Origin of the sequence: Asaia siamensis (assembly GCF_014635085.1) — a bacterium.
Taxonomy (GTDB): Bacteria; Pseudomonadota; Alphaproteobacteria; order Acetobacterales; family Acetobacteraceae; genus Asaia; species Asaia siamensis.
This window is the reverse complement of sequence record NZ_BMCH01000008.1, coordinates 61,317-81,511: the sequence shown is the minus strand read 5'-3', so window position 1 is coordinate 81,511 and position 20,195 is coordinate 61,317. Positions and strand designations below refer to the sequence as shown.

The 20,195-nt window shown below is 57.2% G+C and carries 13 protein-coding genes; 8 read left to right on the top strand and 5 right to left on the bottom strand.

Annotated features, from left to right (window positions below; genetic code table 11):
* Positions 1-134: 134 nt before the first annotated feature.
* Genes IEV53_RS13340 through IEV53_RS13330 form a run of 3 tightly spaced genes read right to left on the bottom strand, consistent with a single transcriptional unit; the run spans position 135 to position 3,936 of the window.
* The gene (locus IEV53_RS13340) at positions 135-1,346 is read right to left on the bottom strand and encodes a Dyp-type peroxidase (protein WP_188427324.1); all 1,212 of its coding nucleotides are present in this window, start codon (positions 1,344-1,346) and stop codon (positions 135-137) included.
* Positions 1,343-2,497 carry an NHL repeat-containing protein gene (locus tag IEV53_RS13335; RefSeq protein WP_188427323.1) on the bottom strand — a complete coding sequence of 385 codons (1,155 nt, stop codon included), beginning with the start codon at positions 2,495-2,497 and terminating at the stop codon, positions 1,343-1,345. Before IEV53_RS13335 ends, IEV53_RS13340 begins: the two co-directional genes overlap by 4 nt.
* Positions 2,498-2,505: 8 nt before the next feature.
* On the bottom strand, positions 2,506-3,936 hold the full coding sequence (locus IEV53_RS13330; RefSeq protein ID WP_229719897.1) for a carbohydrate porin: 1,431 nt from the start codon (positions 3,934-3,936) through the stop codon (positions 2,506-2,508).
* A 393-nt stretch (positions 3,937-4,329) separates the two neighbouring features.
* Between IEV53_RS13330 and IEV53_RS13325 the strand changes: the two genes are divergently transcribed.
* Together IEV53_RS13325 and IEV53_RS13320 are read left to right on the top strand one after the other, a co-directional pair.
* Positions 4,330-6,708, top strand: coding sequence for a TonB-dependent receptor (locus tag IEV53_RS13325; RefSeq protein WP_229719896.1), 2,379 nt, complete (start codon positions 4,330-4,332; stop codon positions 6,706-6,708).
* Between the two features lie 299 nt (positions 6,709-7,007).
* Complete coding sequence (locus tag IEV53_RS13320) at positions 7,008-9,617, top strand: TonB-dependent receptor plug domain-containing protein (protein ID WP_188427321.1); 2,610 nt, start codon at positions 7,008-7,010, stop codon at positions 9,615-9,617.
* Positions 9,618-9,695: 78 nt separating this feature from the next.
* Here the strand turns inward: IEV53_RS13320 and IEV53_RS13315 are convergent, their stop codons facing one another.
* Positions 9,696-11,453: a hypothetical protein gene (locus IEV53_RS13315; protein ID WP_229719895.1), complete on the bottom strand. Its 1,758-nt coding sequence runs from the start codon at positions 11,451-11,453 to the stop codon at positions 9,696-9,698.
* Between the two features lie 322 nt (positions 11,454-11,775).
* Between IEV53_RS13315 and IEV53_RS13310 the strand changes: the two genes are divergently transcribed.
* The gene (locus IEV53_RS13310) at positions 11,776-12,906 is read left to right on the top strand and encodes a serine hydrolase domain-containing protein (RefSeq protein ID WP_188427320.1); all 1,131 of its coding nucleotides are present in this window, start codon (positions 11,776-11,778) and stop codon (positions 12,904-12,906) included.
* A gap of 48 nt (positions 12,907-12,954) precedes the next feature.
* Here the strand turns inward: IEV53_RS13310 and IEV53_RS13305 are convergent, their stop codons facing one another.
* Positions 12,955-13,728, bottom strand: a complete 774-nt coding sequence (locus IEV53_RS13305; protein WP_188427319.1) for an SDR family oxidoreductase — start codon at positions 13,726-13,728, stop codon at positions 12,955-12,957.
* Positions 13,729-14,302: 574 nt separating this feature from the next.
* Here IEV53_RS13305 and IEV53_RS13300 point away from each other — a divergent pair.
* From IEV53_RS13300 to eat, 5 genes are all read left to right on the top strand, one after another.
* Positions 14,303-15,469 (top strand): sedoheptulose 7-phosphate cyclase, encoded by a 1,167-nt coding sequence (locus IEV53_RS13300; RefSeq protein ID WP_188427318.1) that lies wholly within the window; start codon positions 14,303-14,305, stop codon positions 15,467-15,469.
* Positions 15,469-16,503, top strand: coding sequence for an aldo/keto reductase (locus IEV53_RS13295; protein WP_188427317.1), 1,035 nt, complete (start codon positions 15,469-15,471; stop codon positions 16,501-16,503). Before IEV53_RS13300 ends, IEV53_RS13295 begins: the two co-directional genes overlap by 1 nt.
* A 124-nt stretch (positions 16,504-16,627) precedes the next feature.
* Complete coding sequence (locus tag IEV53_RS13290; RefSeq protein ID WP_188427316.1) at positions 16,628-18,019, top strand: ethanolamine ammonia-lyase subunit EutB; 1,392 nt, start codon at positions 16,628-16,630, stop codon at positions 18,017-18,019.
* Positions 18,016-18,825, top strand: coding sequence for an ethanolamine ammonia-lyase subunit EutC (gene eutC, locus IEV53_RS13285; protein WP_188427315.1), 810 nt, complete (start codon positions 18,016-18,018; stop codon positions 18,823-18,825). The genes IEV53_RS13290 and eutC overlap by 4 nt, the downstream gene beginning before the upstream one ends.
* Positions 18,822-20,192: an ethanolamine permease gene (gene eat, locus IEV53_RS13280; protein ID WP_188427314.1), complete on the top strand. Its 1,371-nt coding sequence runs from the start codon at positions 18,822-18,824 to the stop codon at positions 20,190-20,192. Before eutC ends, eat begins: the two co-directional genes overlap by 4 nt.
* Positions 20,193-20,195: the final 3 nt, after the last annotated feature.

The following is a 20,195-nucleotide window of genomic DNA, read 5'->3' as shown; positions in this document are numbered from 1 at the left end:
TATGCCGATTCGTTGTTGAATAGAAACATATTACGTGAAGGTCTTGGTTTGTATTTCCACTGCCTTCATGGGACAGGCGCCAACCCCCTTTCGGAGCAAAGCACCTGTCAGCCGCTGGATGACGAAGCCGAACCTCAGGCTTCCATGAGGGCCTGACCGATATAGCCGCCCTCTTTGCGTCCGGGACAGGCAAAAAGTCCGCCTCCGATATGGGTCGTATACTGGTTCATCATGTCGAATTTCGACATATTCTCGAAAATCTTCACAAACGCGTTTCGAGGGTCCTGCTGCCAGCTCATGAACAACAACCCGGCGTCCATTTCCATCCCCTGGCGCCACGGCGGCCAGCGCTCGGCCGTGAAGCTCAGACCGTTATCATAGGAGTAGGCCCGCCGCAGGATCTGCGCGCCTCCGTTTTCCTCAGGGGCTGCGAGGCGCGCATGGGAGTTCTGCACCGTTACCAGATTGCCGTCACGGTCCTTCTGCGTGAGGGTAAGGGGCTCGAATTCATCACGGCCTCCTATTGGAGCACCACTCAGCTTCTCACGCCCCATCGTCTCTTCCTGAAAGCTGACCGGTGTGCGATCCCAGTGCTCGAGGGCAATACGAATGATGCGCGATACGAGATAGCTGCCGCCCTGCATCCACGGCAGGTCGGATTGCGCCGCCCAGATATAGCGATCAGCCGACGCCGGGTTTTTCGTGTCGGGATTGATCGTGCCGTCCTTGAAACCCATGAGATTGCGCGGTGTCTTGCCCTTGCCGAAACTCGGCAGGAACCCGGCCTGCGCCCAGCGCGGATTGGCGATATTATAGGCAAGCCGCGTCAGCGCGCGCGACGCATGCAGCGTGGTCTGAGGGTCATTGGCACAGCATTGCACACACAGATCGCCCCCTGAACGTGCATCGACCAGCTGATCGCCGGTAAAGCGCGGCAGATCGGCCATGGCTGGGGTCCGATGGGCCTGCAGCCCGAAACGGTCCTTCCCGTCTTTCACGAATAGGGTCGGACCAAAGCCGATCGTGATGGTGAGATCGCGATCCTTCAGCCCGGCAATCTCGCCTGAATCGACCAGACCCTCGACGGATTTTCCAGCCATCAGGGCGTCTGCCGCCTCGGTCCATTTTTTGAGTAGCGAGACCAGTTCCTCGCGCTTCGTCGTCGCAACGTCGAAGGTGATGAAATAGGCAAAGGGCTGCTGAGGGGTCAGGATACCCGGCTGGTGAATGACCGGCGTTTGAGCGCCAAAAGCCTGTTCAGCGAGAGGTGCGACGCTGCCAAGGGCTACGGAACTCGCGATGAAACCGCGCCTGCCAAGGCGAAAACCTTTTTCCGTATCTGTCATGGCTGACTCACATTCAATGTGTTCATGTCGTCTTCGACATAATAAAAGCTCTTGCCATCGGGGGTCATGGCTAGACCGAACAGATCGCCATTTCCCGGCGGCTGCTGCGCCTGATCGGCGTCGACCCATTGCGCGTAGATCTGCTTCTTGGCCGCCGGGTCAATTTCCACGACCTGACCGTTTCGGCCATTTGCGACGAGCAGATGGTGGCCCGGCACCCAGATCATGGCGAGCGGCCAGTTCAGCAGGCCACCCTTGGTGATGACCCTGCCAACTGCGTCGTTCTGCCGTGTGACCGGCTCGGTACGTGTCAGCGCATTGTCAATGGCCGTCACTTCGTTGTCGTAACCATCGGTCACATAGAGCGTGCCATCGTCATCAAGCGCCAGTCCCGTCGGCCCGAACAGAAAGTTGTCGCGGTCCGCACGCGCCGAAAACCCGCTAGCGACAACGGTCTGCTTTTCAAGAACTGGCGGGCTGTTATCGGGGATGCTGAGTTCGAGGCGGAGAACCGTCGCTTTCTGCAGGATCGGCGGATAATGTGTCTGCGGGTCGACCACATTCGGACCCGGCAGGTCGAAACCTGTCATGGAGACGAAAAGCGTGGCCTTGTCGCCCTGATCGACACTCGCAATATCGCCCCAGGGCGCGTTGATGAGCGGCCCCTTCCAGGTGGTAATATATTTACCGTTGGCATCGAGCAGGATCAGACATCCATCGCCTTTGGTCGTGGTGGTGCCATCCTTGCTGGGGGCGCTACCAACGATGATCCAGCCTTTTTTCAGGATGGTCAGCGCCGTTGTAAGCCCCACCCCGCCCGGGCAGGCCGCAAGGTTGCTGGGCAGATTGGCGAAGAGCCGCGCATTGCCCGACACGGGCGAATAGGCAACGATCGTCGTGCCGGTGCCCTGCAGATTGCTGATATTGTTGAAGTTCGTAACCAGAACTTCGTCCTTTTTCAGCACACCCATATCATGCGGCACGACAACAACGGCGTAGGGGTTCAGATCGCCATTGCCGGGGCTGGTCGATGCCAGCGTCGTATGGCGATGCAGCGTCTCGAGAAACCCCTTCGGATCCGCCTTCGCAGGAGAAGCGGCAGCCACAAGAGTGAGGGCGGTGCAGGCAGCAATCGAAAAACGAGAAAACATGGAACCTCTCACAGCGCGATATTGGTTCTAAACCCGAAGACGAGCTCATCGCGCAGGCGTCGGTCAGGATGGGACGGATTGGGGATGCCGCCACCGGGGTTGAAAATGTACTGGAAATCGGGTTGCCACTGCATCCAGCCGGTAAACTGATACTGATAGGTCAACTCGACATAGGTCTCGCCGCCCTGTGCCGGGGAATAGGCGCCCGAATAGCGCCTGACGGCTCGATCATAATTGGCCAGCGCACCACTGACATGGGTGTAGCCCATACCAATGCCGAACACGTCGTCAGTGCGATATGGCAACGGATCATTGAAGGTGAGACCGAAATTGAGACTGAAATCGATGGGCACGCGATCGGATTGCGGTGTTCCCATTGCACGGCCGAAAATACTGATGGTCCGGTTGGCATCGGTATGGCTGCGCCAGATCATCTGATCCATAACAGCGTAGAAACTGAACGCACCACGATGCGTGCGAGCCGTCCCGTTGCTGTCAGGCGACGCAAGGGATACACCTGTATTATCCCAGAACTGGTCGGCAAAAGGCTCTGAATCGTACCAGCCGCCCACGCGGTAGACATGGGAGAGCGGCTGAACCTCATCGGGTGAAACCATCGCCCCCAGTGCGGGGTAGACATATTGCAACTCGGCAATAGCCAGCACGCCCCGATTGAGCGGAAAGCTTGTGCCGGACGGGTTGGTTATTTGCGGGTCACCGTCGCGATCTCTCGTCGGGCTGCCGCTATAGACACCGCCAAGCAGATAGAGAGGCGTCGCGAGCCAGTATTTGCCACGCACACCGAGGGCAGAGAGCGGATAAGCCGGCCCGCCTCCGGGCATGTCGGCAGAAGGCACCATCGGCCAGCCGAACATCGTATTGGCAAATACCAGAGCATTGCTACTGACCATGTATTCCTGATCGAGGCTCTGCTGGCCAATCTTGATGTCGAGTTTCTGCTGATCGAGGAATTTCTGGTCGTACCAAAACTCCCACAAGCGTGTGGAACGATCGGCCTCGATACCGCTCACTGTCTGCAGGGCCATCAGATTATCGGCGCTGAAATTACGCCCGTGAATCTGCTCCATGCTGACGTTGAAGGTTCCGCCATACAAACCGACAGCACGTTGTGTGTCGACCTGAAGCACGGCGACGGTCAGACCATTATATCCTGCGCCGCGATGACTACCTCCTGTCGGATTACCAAAGACTTCGGAGGTTTCCTGAATGGCGAGAACCGCGCCGTATTTCCCGAGTTCCGGGCGTAATCCCCACATATTACCGAGAAGATTCGATGATCGGCGCCAGTTGGAAAGAAAGCCGAAAACACCCGAAGAGTCGTCATCACTCGCCCCTGCGGCATTGCCGAGATTGACAGGCGGAGGAACAGCGCGTGCCGAGAGCGGTAACGACAGCCCGGTCAGACCCAGGCAGGTCACTAATATTCTCGTTCTTCGGGCCTGAGCCTTCGGGCGTCGCCGTGGTCGGAAATCACACATTTATCGCTCTGGACTTGCTGATATTGATAATCGTTCTCAGTCATACCAGCAAAATTTTGACATGGAAGATTAATAGCCATTAACAAACGAAAACGTGTTCCTTGACTTGGAAATCCCACTTTATGGGACTATTCTTTCTAAAAATACCTCTAGATAAGATCGAATACTAAAAATCAAGGAAAAATATACCAGAGCAGATTACACTTTCCCAATCTCTATCGAGTGAGGCTCCCGTTCAGCCCCAGACCAAATTTGTTATAATGTATCAATTTACACAGAAAGACAGACTCCGTATCCCTGCCCGGTCTGCCCTGCTGCAACGGACTGTCTGACGTGTCGAAATACGCTTTTTTCCTTGCTTCTCCGCTTCTCTGCGCCCTGAGCGTCGCGCCCGACTGCGCATTTGCCGAGAGCCGCGACAAAACCGCCCATGACGAGCGTCAGGAAAAAGCCCCGGTCACTGCCCGGACCCCACCCGCAAAGCGCGAAATCGTGACGGTGCGCCGCCATCGCACCAATGCAGACGGGACAACAGGCCGCTCCATAGGGGGCGGGCTCATGCCCAACCAGTCGGCGCCGCGGTCTCAAAGCGGGGTAAATCGCGATTTCATTGCCAGACAATCGCCAACCGTTTCGCCAGTTGCGATGATCGCCGATCTGCCCGGCGTGGTCTATTCGGGCAATGATCCGCTCGGTACCAATGACGAACAACAGGGGCTTTCAGTACGCGGCCTGGACCAGACCGAAATCGGCTATCTGTTCGAAAACGTGCCAGCAGCACCGCCGCTCTTCCTTGTGCCCTATGCTTCGGCAACCGCAGATAATGAGAACATCGCTTCGATCACCCTGGCGCAGGGCGCGGCAGAAACAGCCTCGCCTCTTTATAATGCGGTGGGAGGTGAATTGTCGGTCAGAATGCGCAAACCATCGGATGAGAGAGGCGGTTTTATAGGCGGATCATGGGGTTCGTATAATCTCAATCGCGAGTTTCTGCGTCTTGAAAGTGGCGTTCTGGGCAAGACGGGTGTGAAGGGCTTCGCCTCCTTCTCCTATCGCAGTGCTGACCAGTGGCGCGGCGCAGGCACGTCCCGGCGCTTTCATACTGATATGCGCCTGATGAAGGAATGGGGTCAGAAAAGCTCGGCCTCAGTGATCTTTTCGTTCAATCGCGACCGGGGCTATTATCTGCTCCCCCCCACACTCGCGCAGTGGCAGCGTCTTGGCACAAACGCCAATTATGCCGCCGATTATGTGCCGGGCGACAGCAGCTACTATAAATATCAGGAAAATGCGCGTGCGCAGAGCTTCCTGTCGGCCCCGGTCTCACTCCATCTCGATCGACATCTGACCCTCGATCTGACGCCCTACTTCATTTATGTCTGGGGCTATGACAGCTACGGAACGACACTGAGCCGAACCAACAGCTATAACGGCGCGATGGCGGCAGGCGCGCTGCAGGTTCCGGCGAGCCTCGGCAATAGCTTCGCCTCGGTTGCTACCGACGTTTATCACCAGTCGCATCCCGGCCTGAACAGCGCCCTCCATTACGAGACGGGGGCGAACCGCCTGTCTCTGGGCTACTGGTATTCCTATTATGATTTCTCCAGTCTTTCACGCTATGTTCTGCCGGACTCACAGGGGGGCGTTTCAAACCAGTGGGGCGCCTTTCCCATCCTCACAGCGGCAGGAGCGCCGCTTTCCTCCTATGACGCACGGCTTCTTCAGCAGATCAATGCGATCTCTCTGACTGACAGGCTTCATCTTCTGGACCGGAAACTCACCCTGTCGGCGGGGCTACGTATGGTGCTGGTCTCGCGCTCGGTAACCAATCTACTGCCCGGGGCGCGCTTTCGCAACGGCGCCAGCTATGCATCACCCCTGCCCCAGTTTTCGGCCGCCTATAATCTGACGCCTCATGACCAGATCTATATCAACGGCACGACAGGCTTTCGGGCGCCGTCTGGCATTTCCAGCTATCAGGACCGTTTCAGCATCGCGACAGGTCGGCAATCGCGCGTTGCCTCCTCAGACATCAAACCAGAATATTCGATCGGTGAGGAGCTTGGCTTCAGGCACAAGGGAATGCTGACGCTTTCTCTGGCGCTCTTCAACTACAATTTCACCAATCGGCAGGTTGCCACGACAACAGTCCTGAACGGTGTCACGACAAGTGAATCGATCAATGGTGGCGGACAGACGGCGCGAGGGGCGCAATTCGAACTCGGCCTGCGCCCGTGGCATGGCTTCAGCCCCTATCTTTCGGGGCAGTATATCCACGCCACGATCGACAACAACATCCAGTCCGGTGCCGATTATCTGCCGACCAAGGGAAAGCGCCCCGTTCGTACTCCGACACTCTCAGGCTCGCTCGGCCTTTCCTATGATGACGGGCAGTTTTTCGGCCTGTTTGACGGGCATTATGTCGGCCCTACCTATTCAACATTCATGAACGATGAGCGTATCCCCGGCTTTGCAACGGCCAATCTCTCTCTCGGCTACCGCCTCCAGAAAACGACAAAGCTGAAGACACCACAAATCCAGCTCAATCTGATCAATCTCGGGCGCTCGGGCTATCTGTCGGGTGTCAGCGGCGTCTCGCTCAATCGTAACGCGACACAAGGGGTGTTTGGCACCACCATCGCCGGGAGGGCGCCGACTTACTTCGTCGGAGGTGGCTTTGCCGGCGTGGTGTCGCTTTCTTCCGGTTTCTGACGGGGCGACAGGCGCCACTCTCAGAGGAGTGACGCTGAGTATGACAGAATGTTGCGAAAGCGAATCAGTGCTTCTCATCGTATAAATCTTATTTTATCGTTTCCGCAATGTAACGGTCGAAAGCGGAGATGACAGGGACGGTCCCCGCACGACCCACAGGGTGCATCCATACCGCAGCCCTGCTCACCCTCGAAACCCTGCCTTGCATTGCCACGGATCCTTACCACTCCAAAGGCGTGCCTGGCTGTATTTTGTTTCGATATCGTATTGTTCCGATTATAATTCCAAAAGGGCTTTTGATGAGACGACGTGCCTCCCTGCTTACCGCCTCACTTGGTGTTTTGAGCGCCATGGCCTGCATGCCCGACGCACGGGCCGAGACCCTTCCCTCGAAGGGTACCCATGGCAGCGTGAGCAAGTCGCGCGCGCCAGCGGTGCAGAAAGCACCCAAAAAATCTTCGCATCGTGCCAAGGCGATATCCGGCGAAGAATCCGTCATCGTGACCGGCACCCATGCGGTCAATCGCAAGGCGCGCGACAGTACGAGCCCCGTTACGGTCATTTCAGCAGCCGAACTGGCGCGATCGGGCCAGCTCAACCTGACCGATGCCCTCACCCGCGTCTATCCGGCCATCAATATCCAAACACGCGGCAGTGATACGGGGGCGTTGACGGCATCAATCCGTATGCGTGGCCTGAACCCCAACCAGGTGCTGGTGCTTGTCGATGGCAAGAGACGCCATGTAACCGGCAACGTCGTGCAGAATCCGGGTCCGCAATTTGGCTCGACCCCGGTCGATCTCAACATGATTCCGGCCAATGCCATCGACCATATCGAAGTGCTCGAAGATGGCGCAGCCGCGATGTATGGCTCTGACGCGATCGCCGGCGTCGTGAACGTCATTACCAAGAAGCAGGATCATGGGCTGAACATGAGCGCCCAGACGGGCGCAAATGCCTATGCCGGAAGCGGCTGGAATTATCAGCTCAACGCCGATGGCGGCATGAAGCTGGGCCGTGACGGCTATCTGCATCTGAGCGGGCAGATCTACCATACGGACCATTTCTTCACGAACACGGTTGATCACAGGTTGCTGCCCTACGCTCCTGCAGGGGCCAATCTCAGCGGCTATTACGGTATCCTGCCGGGCGCCATCAAGGTTCCCTACAACTCCAACAAGATCACCAGCACGCCCGAAGAAACACGTGAGAATCTTGGTATCGATTTCGGCAAGAAGATCTCCGAGACAATCGATTTCTACGGCCTCATTACCTATGGCCACCGCCATGCAGAGGCAATCCAGAACTATCGCGTACCCAGCATCGCGCCGTCTCTTTATCCGCTGGGCTTTTCGCCTATCGAAACAATCGAGGAAAACGACTATCAGGCCAATCTTGGCGTCAAAGGCAGCCATCTTTTCGGGTTCGACTGGGATCTGAGCACAGTTTATGGTGCAGACGAAGAAGACATCATCACCAAGAATACAGCCAATACCGGCATGCTGAGTGCTGCCTGCCAGACCACCGACCGAAGCAAGGCGTATTTCTCGTCGCAGGGCTGCGGCTACTCGCCGACCAGCGCACGGGCGCAGACCTATCGCAACGCGATGTGGACCAATAATCTCGATATAAGGCGCAACTTCAAGATTGCGGATGCCGTACCCATGACCCTGGCCTTTGGTGGTCAGCACAGACTGGAAATGTACGACATCATTGCGGGCGAGCCCCCTGCCTACGAGGCCGGTGGCACTCAGGGCTATGCCGGCGCTGCCCCGCAGAACGCCGGAAGCTGGAGCCGTAATATCTGGGCGGCTTATATCGATGACGATTTCCATCCGCTGCCCAAGCTCGATATCGATCTCGCCGGACGCTTCGAACACTACACAGACTCTGGCAACACTGAAAACGGCAAGGTCTCGGCACGTTACGACTTCACCAAGCGCATCGCTGTGCGCGCCACCATCAGCAACGGCTTCCGCGCACCGACCTTGGCCGAGCAGCATTACAGCGCGCTCAGCGTCGGCCCAACCTCTGCCTCGGGTCTGCTGCCCGTGGCCTCGGAAGCCGCCAGAACGCTCGGTGCAAGCGCCCTGAAGCCTGAACGGTCAACAAGCGCAAGTGGCGGCGTGGTGCTTGAGCCGTTGCCGAATTTTCATGTCGAGGCCGATGTCTATCAGATCAATCTGAGAGATCGTATCGTTCAGGGTGGATCGGTTGTTGGCGCTCAGGCCATCACTGCCATCGAGCAGATGGGCTATACACTTCCCGGTGGCGCAACGCTTACCAACCCCACCGGGTTTTCGGCCTATTACTTCTCCAACGGGGCCAGCACGCGCACCCAGGGCATCGACATCAAGGCCGATTACCGACTGCGCCTGCATCGCTTCGGCAATCTGCTGCTTTCGATGGGGCTGAACATCAACCGTACCCGACTGACGCATAACGGTCTGTCGGCAACAGGCAATCCTCTGCTCAACGCCCAGACCATTTCCTATCTCACCAGTGAGTCACCACGCAGCAAGATCGTGCTCAATGCGTATTATACGATCGGCAACTGGGACGTTAACCTGCGGCAGACCCGCTATGGCGAAACCGTGGGCATGCTGACCTATCAGGACTGGACCCCTGCAAGTGCGATCTGCCCGCTCAACGGCAAGGCACTGCGTGGTTCGAATACGTGCTTTGCGCAATTCAAGAACACACCACGTTGGCTGACCGATCTGGAAGTCGGCTATCGGTTCGGCGAGCACTGGCATGTCGCTGTCGGGGCAAACAACATCTTCAATATCCGCCCGCGCAAGGTTCCGGCCAATCTCGCAAGCTACGGCGTCGGGATCTATGACAGCGCCTCGGCTCAGGTGCCGATGAATGGGGGCTATTATTTCGGACGCGTAAACGCGAATTTCTGAGGCAATCACGCTTCGGTGTGAAAAAAAAGGCCAGAGGCTTTTGCCTCTGACCCTTTTTTATTGGCGTGAGCCCGACGCTTACTGGAACGGCAGGTAACGCAGCGAGAGGAATACCATGTTGTCGTTGGTATGCGGCGTACCGCCAACCCCGCTGAACGAGGTGACATAGGTGTAGGAATACTGGGCGCCAACACGCAGTGTGCCGTAATCGCCGTGCAGATAAGTCCACCAGAAACCGGCCGTACCCTGAACAACACGGTTGATACTGGTCTGGCAGGCGCTGGAAGAAGCCCCTTCGATATCGCAGCCGCCGACGCTGTAAAGCGGGTTGCCATAACCATAATGCTTGCCACCCACGTTGAAATAGGAACGTGAGCGCAGCATTTCCATACCGCCATAAGCATAGAGCTGCAGTGCCTTGGTGGCGTTACCATAAAGCCCGACAAGCACATTTGCCGCAGGCATGGGCTTGACCTGGCCCTTCTGGTCGATCGTCACGTCAGGAATATTGGACGTGCCATAACGACCGATACCCGTACCAACGAGGCCCGACGCCTGGAAGAAGATCTTGTGCGACTTTTCGACCGGCAGGATAAGCCCGCCGCCACCGCCGCCCGCAAGCTTGGTGCTGCTCTGGCCCGTGCCTGTATAGGAGACCCGGCTATGCGCAAAACGCAGCAGCCCGGTCAGCTCGTAATGACCCCAGCCCGGATCGGCTGCCAGCTTGCCGATGATATCCGGCGCAACGTCGGTCGAGTAGTTCGTCGACGGGTTGTTCACGTTCACGCCGGCGTTCTGGTAGGTGCCCGAGGTCGCCCCTGTCGGCAGATACTGACCGCCCGAACCGACAGCGATGACCTGCTGCGGATTTTCGACAGAGACACCCACATTGTAGCGCCCATGATCGAAGCCCTTGACCAGGCGGATCTGCGTGTTGCGGGTCCAGTTGAAGCCCGGAATGTACTGGGCATCGATCGAGAGCGGCACCTGCTCGTCACGGGCGCGCATGCCATGGTTGAACATGGTCAGCAGCGACCAGTTCTGACCACCAAGCAGGGTCAACTCGTCGACATCGTCGATCAGCTGACCGTAGAAGACGCGTTCACGAAGCACATAGGAATTCGACTGGCGGGAATTCGATGACGAGCCCGAGCCCTGGAAATCGGTCTCGATATAGGCCTGGGCGCGGAGATTTCTTGTGATATCGCCTTCGACCAAAGCCGCCAGACGACTTTGACGGGCTGACTCGTGGAATTCGTTGATATGGTAGTTCGGGCTGTTCGCGAACGGGATCGAGCCGAAATTCGACGAAATGTCAGACACGTTGTTACGCGACCTGAACATCGTGGCCGCTTCGACATAACCACCCAGGGTGATACGCACGCCACCGATCTGGATCTGACCACGATGGAGCGGCCCGTAAAGGTCGGTCACGCGACCGGTCGGTGTGCCGGTCAGCTGACCATAAGGCGTTGCTGCATTGACGGGCGGGAGCAGCACATTGCTGTTCGGGCCCGGTGCCGAAGCTGTTGCAAAACCAGCGCCGGGGCTGGCCGCGCCCGACCCGTGCGCCGGTGCCCCGCGATAGCCGTTGCGGGCACCGTAGGGATCATTTTCTTCATTCTGACGCTGCTGTGCCAGCTGGTCATGAATACGCTTCATCTCGCGCTGATGCTCGCGCTTCATGTCAGCGAGCTGCGACTGCATGGCCTTGATCTGCTTCTCCATCAGACTCATCTGATCGAGGCTGGCGGCTCGCACCGGGGTCGCCACGGCGAGCGACGCCAGCGAGACCGATGCCAGCAGCAAGCGACAGGCACGGGGGAAAGAGGTCATGTCAGTATCATCTTCCGATGCTGCGGTTGGTGTGAGCCTCCCTTACTGACTGCGCCTCGCGACTGCCTGCGAAGCTTTGATGACTCCCATATGACGGAATTATGACAGTCATCCCAATACATTGTTTAAAAACGATTTTTTCAAAAGTCTCTTTTTCACTTCATGGCTCTTCTCTAACAAAGTATGGCAAGTTGTGGTTTTGAGGCCACAGATCAGCGTCTGTCGTTTCGAACTCATATTGTGAGCAAATCGATCTGATATTGTTTGTCTGTCGGTTGCAGCGCGGGCATCAGAGTCGCCGCAATCAAGAGGAGATCCAGCCATGAGGCGACGGCAATTTACGTTGGGCCTTGGTGCAAATTTCCTGACTCTGGGCGGGTGCGCGACATCCCCCTTTTCCACCGTCGACAGACTCATGACGCAGGCGGTCCATGACGGAAAAATGCCTGGTGCCATTCTCGTCATCGGGCACCACAATACGGTGGTGCACCGTTCGATCATCGGTCACCGCGCCCTCGTACCAGAGAGGGAAAAGCTCACGCTCGACACAGTCTTCGACATGGCATCGCTGACGAAGCCTCTCGTCACGGCGCTCTGCCTCATGCAACTGGTAGAAGCGGGCAGGCTTTCCCTCGACACGAAGGTCAGCGCGCTCCTTCCCGATTTCGCCGCGAACGGCAAAAGCGATATCAGCCTTCGTCTCCTGCTCACCCATTATTCCGGTCTGCCGCCAGACCTCCCCCTCGCCACGCCATGGCAGGGTCGTGGTGAGGCGCTTCGTCTTGCCTGCGTCTCGCCCCTTATGGCCCGGCCGGGTTCGACATTCATCTATAGCGACATCAATTTCATCGTGCTTGGCAGGATTGTCGAAATCGTTTCAGGCAACAGCCTCCAGCAACAGGCCCGGCAGGGAATTTTTGCGCCCCTCTCCATGAACCATAGTGACTTTCTGCCGCGACCGAGCGAGCAAAAGATCATCGCACCAACGCAGTATCAGGATGATGGAACGATGCTGCGCGGGGTCGTGCACGACCCGACAGCAAGACGTATGGGCGGAATTGCCGGTCATGCCGGCCTTTTTTCTCGTGAAGACGATCTGGTGCGCTATATCACAGCCCTGATTGCGCGCCGGTCAGGACAGAAAAGCGCGTTTCCGCTCTCGAGAGCGGGCGTCCTGCTTATGACGACACCGCAGCAACCCAAAGACAGGCGTGAGCTGCGCGGGCTGGGTTGGGATATCGACACCCATTATTCCTCCCTGCGCGGAGAAGGCTTCCCGCTAGGCTCATTCGGCCATACGGGGTTCACAGGGCCATCGCTCTGGATTGCGCCGGAAAGCGGCAGTTTTGTGCTGATCTTGACAAACAGGGTTCACCCCAGGGGTGGGGTGAGCCTTGTTGCGCTGAGACGCTCAGTGTCTACCGAAGTCGCGCACGTTCTTTCCACGTTGTAAAGCAACCGGACCGAGAGACTGGATACGGCCATTCGGTCTGACGTGCCCTCAGAGGATCGTATAACCGCCGTCGATCAGAAGATCGGCACCATTGATCATCGCAGCACCCGATGAGGCGAGGAAAACGGCTGCAGCCGCAATCTCTTCCGGTATGGCAAAACGACCTGCGGGGATACGCCGTATGGCCGCCTCACCTTTCTCGCCGGCCCAGGCCTTTTTGCCCAGTTCCGTCAGCACGATGGTGGGCGAGAGGGTGTTGACTGTAATGCCGTGCTTGCCCCATTCGGCAGCAAACGTCTTGGACATGCCAATCACGCCGAATTTCGAGGCGCAATATGCGACATGTTCCTCAATCGCGACAGTTCCTGCCTGGGAAGCGAGATTGATGATGCGCCCGCCCTTGCCTGCATCGATCATGACACGGCCCACTATCTGCGTGACGAGAAAACTGCCCCGGAGATTGATCGCGATCGTCTTGTCCCAATGGTCGAGCGACAGCGTCTCAGCAGGCGCGAGAAACACGACACCGGCACAATTGACGAGAATATCGATCGCACCGAAAGCCGCGACCACGTCGGCCACCATCCTGCGCACTGAATCCGGATTGGAAACGTCACAGGAAAACGGTTTTGCCGCCTCGCCCAGTTCAGAAGCCTTCGCTGCGGCATTGTCCTGATTGACATCGACGACAGCAACCTTGGCCCCTTTTCGCACATAGGCGCTTGCGATTGCCGCACCGATACCGGAAGCCCCACCCGTAACAAGCGCGATTTTGCCCTTGAGGCTGAAATCGAGATCAATATCGGCAGCTGAGAAGTTCATCTCCACGATCACACTCCTTGTGATAAATCACATAATGCGTATGACATTTGTGGCAGATGCGTAAGCGGTTCAGCCTGGATATCACGGGGAGTTCAGTGAAACTCCATGTTTAGTGATAATCGTGACAAAGATCACGACGACGAGAAAAGACGTCGCTGCTGCGTAGGAGAAGTAAAAAAGGGTTTTACCGATATCTGTCTTTGCGAGAGCAGGCGATCGCAAAAATGAAGAGTCTGACTAGAGGTATGCTTTGATGAATATACCATAACCACGCAGATAAATCGATTATACCTTAAATATCATGACAATAATTCCTGTTAAAATTAACCATTTATCAGCAAACTGATATATAATAAATAACAGTTCATGTTATGAAAATAACTGCCATCATAACAAATACGATAACATTAACGTGATTATAACGACGAATCGCAAAATTGAGTCGGGATTACCGATCTATTGACGCAATATCATTGTGTCGCCCCAACCTGCGACGGCAGCCAAACAGAACAAGAAAATACGTTTCTCCAAATAATGATACAGCATTGAAATCATTTTTCCTAAAAGGATCAGAATGATGACGGCCAATCGGAATGTATCCATACGTGCAAAGCAGATCGTCAGCTACGATATCGCTCTTTGCAGCACGACTGCCGAAACAATTACCAGGATCGTAGATCACAGCAGCGGACACAGACTCATCTTCGTCGATGAGGGGCTTCCTCCCCAGCACCGGGATGAGTTTCTCAACCAGCTTACTGCGGCGGGCGTCACCTTTACCGTTCGCTCCGTTCCGGGTGACGAAGAGAACAAGACTCTCCCCAATGTGCTCGACGTCGTGAAAGCGATGAACGAATGCGGTGTGAAACGGCGCTCTGCGCCCAGCGTCGTTATAGGGGGCGGTGTCGCCCTCGATATCGTCGGCTTCGCTGCCAGCCTCTATCGACGTGGTGTGCCCTATATACGCGTTCCGACCACATTGCTTTCGATGGTCGATGTAAGCGTTGCAGCCAAGACCGCAGCCAATCATCTGGGCTATCGCAACCGCATCGGCACGTTTCACCCGGCCAGCCTGACACTCGTCAATATGGATTATCTGGGCACCCTGCCACGCCGCCACGTCGCCAATGGGTCGGGTGAAATATTCAAGCTTGCCGTCATCAAGGATGCCAAGCTTTTCGATCTTATCGAGGCCTATTCCTTCAGCCTTGCCAAAAGCCCCGACGATATATTCGAGCGTGAGAAAGAGGCGATCGGCGAGATCATCTTCCGCTCGATCGCGGGGATGGCAGAAGAGCTCGAGCCCAATCTCTGGGAAGGCAATCTCGAGCGCGTGGTCGATTATGGCCATACATTCAGCCCCCTGGTCGAGATGACCCATATTGCCGAACTGCTTCATGGCGAGGCCGTGGCACTCGATTGCCTGTTCAGTGCCATCATCTCCTATCATCGCGGTACATTGTCGCGCCGGGCGCTTGAGCGCCTCTTTCAGGTTGCCTATCGCCTCGATCTGCCCGTTTTCCATCATGGCTTCCAGAACATTGCCCTGTTGATCGACGCGATCGCCGATTCAGCAATCCATCGTGACGGCAAGCAGAATGCGCCGCTCATGAGCGGTATCGGCTCGGCCTATTTCGTCAACGACATCGACGAAACCGAAATCATGCGGGCAGCCGAAGCCATGAAGTGCATCCATGAACAACGCCTGCACGAAAAAACAGAACTCGTCGGGGGCGTCTGATGCAGTATCGCAGCTTGGGAAAATCCGGGCTCGACGTCTCTCTGTTTTCTTTCGGTACGGCCACGTTTGGCCGTACCGACGGGTTTTTCAAAAGCTGGGGAAATGTCGGTCAAAGCGATGCAGACAGGCTCATTGCCTTCTGTATCGATCGGGGCATCAATCTTTTTGATTCGGCCGATAACTATTCCGATGGCGACGCTGAAACCATTCTTGGCGAAGCGCTGCGTGGTCGGAGCAATTCGGTGATCGTCTCAACCAAAACCTCCTGCCCGCTCGGCAGTGGACCAAACCAGTCTGGCGCGTCGCGTTTCCGCCTGATCGAAGCATGCGAAGCGAGCCTGAAACGGCTCAAGCGTGATCATATCGATCTCTACACCATGCATATTTCCGATCAGGTAACACCGGTTGAAGAGACGTTGCGCGCTCTGGACGATCTCATAAGGGCAGGCAAGATACGCTATATCGGCGTCTCCAATTACGCCGCATGGCACCTGATGCGCGCGCTTAGCGTCTCGGAGCGCGCACATTATGCCCGTTATATTGCCTATCAAGGCTATTACTGCCTGATCGGCCGCGATTACGAATGGGAGTTGATGCCCCTGGCCCAGGATCAGGGGCTCGGGTTGATGGCATGGAGCCCCTTAGGCTGGGGCCGTTTGACCGGAAAGCTGCGACGCAACGCGCCACAGAGTGGCGAGGGCCGCATCGCGCAGGGAGGCGCCGCAGGCGGGCCGCCTGTTGATGAATCCTATCTGTATCGCGTGACCGACCAGATGGAACGTATCGAGGAAGAAACAGGGTTCAGCTTTCCCCAGATCGCCCTTGCCTGGCTTAAGGACCGCCCCACGGTTTCGACCATCCTGCTGGGCGCGCGCAAAATCGATCAGCTTGAGGCCTCACTCTGCGCTCTCGACCAGAGCCTGAGCGCAGACCAGAGGTCACGACTGGATGAAGCCAGCCGCCAGCCTGCACCCTATCCTTACTGGCATCAGCAGACGTTGCCGGAACGCAATCCAATCACATCACTTTGGTAAGAAGCGCCTAGGCAAGAACATGTCATCATGGACTTCTTGACAAAGAACTTTCTGGATCGTGTTATTCTTTTCGACATGGCATCGTTTACAGAATTACGATGCATCATGTCGAAGGAAAGACGCTTTGAGTTATGCCGCAACTCTTTCTGGTCAGCGTTTCGTCTTTCGTGACCTTCGCCATCTTCTGGCCAGCGCATCGCCTTTAAGATCTGGCGATGTGCTGGCCGGACTGGCAGCCTCTTCATCCACAGAAAGAGTAGCAGCCCGCCTTGCCCTTGCCGATCTGCCGCTCAGCCATTTCCTGTCCGAGGCCCTGGTACCGTATGAACGAGACGACGTTACCAGGCTGATCATCGACGCACATGACAAGGCAGCATTCGCGCCGATTGCTTCAATGACAATCGGGGGTTTTCGCGACTGGCTGCTTTCCCACCAGGCCGACACGGCACGCCTTGCCGCCATCGCGCCAGGCGTCACCCCGGAGATGGCCGCCGCCGTCAGCAAGATCATGCGCAATCAGGACCTGATTGCCGTAGCGCGCAAAATCGAAATCATTACCCGCTTTCGAAATACAATTGGCCAGAGAGGCGTACTCGCCTCACGTCTGCAGCCCAACCATCCGACCGATGACCTGAAGGGTATCGCGCTCTCGACCCTCGATGGTCTGCTCTATGGCTCGGGCGATGCGGTCATTGGGGTCAACCCTGCCAGCGACAATGTGGAGAACGGTCTTGCCCTGCTCGACATGCTCGACACCATTCGCCAGACCTATGATATCCCGACACAGAGTTGCGTGCTCACCCATGTGACCAACACCGTTGAAATCATCAACCGGGGCGGCGCGGTAGATCTCGTCTTTCAGTCGATTGCCGGCACACAGAAAGCGAATGAAGGGTTCGGCGTTACGCTCGGCCTGCTGCATGAGGCGCATGAAGCCGCGAAAAGCCTCAATCGCGGCACGCTCGGCGATAATCTCATGTATTTCGAGACGGGACAGGGTGCCGCCCTCTCTGCCGGTGCCCATCACGGGATCGACCAGCAAACCGTCGAGACAAGGGCCTATGCCGTCGCCCGGGCGTTCAGCCCGCTTCTGGTCAACACGGTCGTCGGCTTTATCGGGCCAGAATATCTCTATGACGGCAAGCAGATCACAAGAGCCGGGCTGGAGGATCATTTCTGCGCCAAGCTGATGGGCGTGCCGATGGGCTGCGACGTTTGCTACACCAATCACGCCGAGGCGGATCAGGGCGATATGGACGCTCTGATGCTGCTGCTAGGGGCTGCGGGCGTGACCTTCCTGATCGGCGTGCCCGGTGCAGATGATGTGATGCTGAATTACCAAAGCCTCGCATTCAGCGACATTCTGACCACGCGCAGCGTTCTTGGCCTTAACCCTGCCCCGGAATTTGCGGCATGGCTGGAAAAAATGGGGCTTTACGACGCCACCACCGCCCGCGCTCTGGCGCCTCCGCTGCGTGAGACGGAGCTGTCACGCATGATCGGTTTCCAGCCATGAGCGATCTCCCTGAAAAGCCATCGACTGCAAGCGATCCATGGCAAAAACTGCGTGACCTCACGCGCGCGCGCATCGGGCTGGCACGAACAGGCAATGGGCAAACCACCCGGGACGTTCTGAGCTTCCAGGCCGCCCATGCCATGGCACGCGACGCCGTGCACATGGCTTTCGATCTTGACGGCCTGAGACACGACCTTGCCCCTGCCGCGCCTCTCATCGTTTCGAGCGCCGCCCCCGATCGCACGACCTATCTCAGCCGCCCCGATCTGGGGCGAAGCCTTGCCCCGGCATCGAAGGAGCTCCTGCCAAGGGGCGATTGGGATCTCGCTTTCGTTCTCGCGGACGGGCTTTCCGCACAGGCGGTCATGCAACAAGGGCCCGCAGTTTTTCATGCCTGTCGCCGGGCATTGCCAGCATGGCGCATTGCCCCGCCTGTCATTGCGCTGCAGGGCCGCGTTGCGATTGGCGACGATATCGCCGAGGCACTGGGCGCGCGCATGGTGGCGGTGCTGATAGGAGAGAGGCCGGGTCTGAGCGTTCCGAACAGCATGGGAGTCTACCTGACCTATAACCCTGCACCCGGTTGCCCTGATTCACGCCGTAACTGCCTGTCGAATATCCACCTTCATGGCCTGGGCATCGACGAGGCCTGCGTCAAGCTCGTCTGGCTCATGCGCGAAGCACAAACGTTGAAGCTCACCGGTGTGGGCCTCAAGGAGCGCGCACCCCAGCTTTGGGCTCCGGGCACTCCCGAAGCCTCACATCAGACCATCGCTCCCACCCCTGAAAAGAGAGATACGCCATGAGCCAGCCTCCTCAACTGCAGAAAAAGCTCGGTGCGTTTCATCTCTGGGGCATTGCTGTCGGGCTCGTCATTTCCGGAGAGTATTTCGGCTGGAGTTATGGCTGGGCTACTGCGGGCACGCTGGGCTTTCTTGGCGCGACATGCCTGGTGGCGCTGATGTATACGGCCTTCATCTTCAGCTTTACCGAGCTCACCTGCGCCATTCCCCATGCAGGCGGCCCGTTTGCCTACGCCCAGCGCGCCCTTGGGCGTGTGGGTGGCACGGTGACCGGCCTCGCCACATTGGTAGAGTTCATCTTTGCCCCGCCGGCCATAGCGCTGGCCATCGGGGCCTATCTCAATGTCCAGTTTCCAGGGCTTCCGCCGAAGCTGGCTGCAACGGGCGCCTATCTGGCGTTTATGACACTCAATATCGTTGGAGTGCATGTGGCTGCGACCTTCGAGCTCTTCATCACCATTGCCGCCATCATCGAGCTTCTGGTGTTCATGGCCGTTGTCGCCCCGTCCTTCTCCTGGGCGCATTTCACCCATATGGGCTGGGGCACTGCCCCCCATTTCGGATGGGAGGCCATGGGTGGGCTTTTTGCCGCCATACCTTTTGCGATCTGGTTCTTTCTTGCGATCGAAGGCGTGGCCATGGCCGCCGAAGAGGCCCGCAACCCCAAGCGCTCGATACCGATCGCCTATTGTGCGGGTGTGCTGACACTCGTTGCCCTTGCTTTCGGTGTGATGATCTTTGCGGGTGGGTCAGGCGACTGGACGACGCTGGCCAGTCTGAACGACCCCTTGCCAGAGGCCATGAAGCGCGTGGTGGGGCAGCACAGCCCCTGGCTGTCGATGCTGGTGTGGCTCGGGCTGTTCGGGCTTATCGCGTCGCTGCATGGCATAATCATGGGGTTTGCCCGACAGATCTTCGCTCTGGCCCGGGCGAATATTCTCCCCCGCTCTTTGGGTACCCTCCATCACCGGTTTCACACTCCGCATCGCGCCACAATCGCAGGCAGTGTCATAGGCATCCTCGCGATCTATGCCGATAGCATCATTTCCATCCATGGGCAGTCTTTGACTGCGGTTCTGGTCACGCTTTCAGTTTTTGGCGCCCTGACGATGTATGGCGCAAGCATGATCAGCCTGTTTGTCCTGCGCAGGCGCGAGCCCGGCCTCGACCGCAGCTATAAAGCGCCGCTCTATCCGATTTTACCAGCAATCGCGCTCGCTGGCGCCGCCATCAGCTTCGTCGCAGTAACGTATTATAATTTTATATTGTTTCTATACTATACAACCGCACTTATTGTGATCACCATTTACCTTACAATACGCCAGAGATCCGATAAGGGAGGGAAAGGCAGTATTCTTTTATCGGAATGATTA

What these genes read in the sequence shown, in the direction of transcription:
- IEV53_RS13315 (WP_229719895.1), bottom strand. Translation starts at nt 11,453, where the DNA reads ATGACCTCTTTCCCCCGTGCCTGTCGCTTGCTGCTGGCATCGGTCTCG.
- IEV53_RS13310 (WP_188427320.1), top strand. Translation starts at nt 11,776, where the DNA reads ATGAGGCGACGGCAATTTACGTTGGGCCTTGGTGCAAATTTCCTGACT.
- IEV53_RS13340 (WP_188427324.1), bottom strand. Translation starts at nt 1,346, where the DNA reads ATGACAGATACGGAAAAAGGTTTTCGCCTTGGCAGGCGCGGTTTCATC.
- IEV53_RS13335 (WP_188427323.1), bottom strand. Translation starts at nt 2,497, where the DNA reads ATGTTTTCTCGTTTTTCGATTGCTGCCTGCACCGCCCTCACTCTTGTG.
- IEV53_RS13320 (WP_188427321.1), top strand. Translation starts at nt 7,008, where the DNA reads ATGAGACGACGTGCCTCCCTGCTTACCGCCTCACTTGGTGTTTTGAGC.
- IEV53_RS13295 (WP_188427317.1), top strand. Translation starts at nt 15,469, where the DNA reads ATGCAGTATCGCAGCTTGGGAAAATCCGGGCTCGACGTCTCTCTGTTT.
- IEV53_RS13300 (WP_188427318.1), top strand. Translation starts at nt 14,303, where the DNA reads ATGATGACGGCCAATCGGAATGTATCCATACGTGCAAAGCAGATCGTC.
- eutC (WP_188427315.1), top strand. Translation starts at nt 18,016, where the DNA reads ATGAGCGATCTCCCTGAAAAGCCATCGACTGCAAGCGATCCATGGCAA.
- IEV53_RS13305 (WP_188427319.1), bottom strand. Translation starts at nt 13,728, where the DNA reads ATGAACTTCTCAGCTGCCGATATTGATCTCGATTTCAGCCTCAAGGGC.
- eat (WP_188427314.1), top strand. Translation starts at nt 18,822, where the DNA reads ATGAGCCAGCCTCCTCAACTGCAGAAAAAGCTCGGTGCGTTTCATCTC.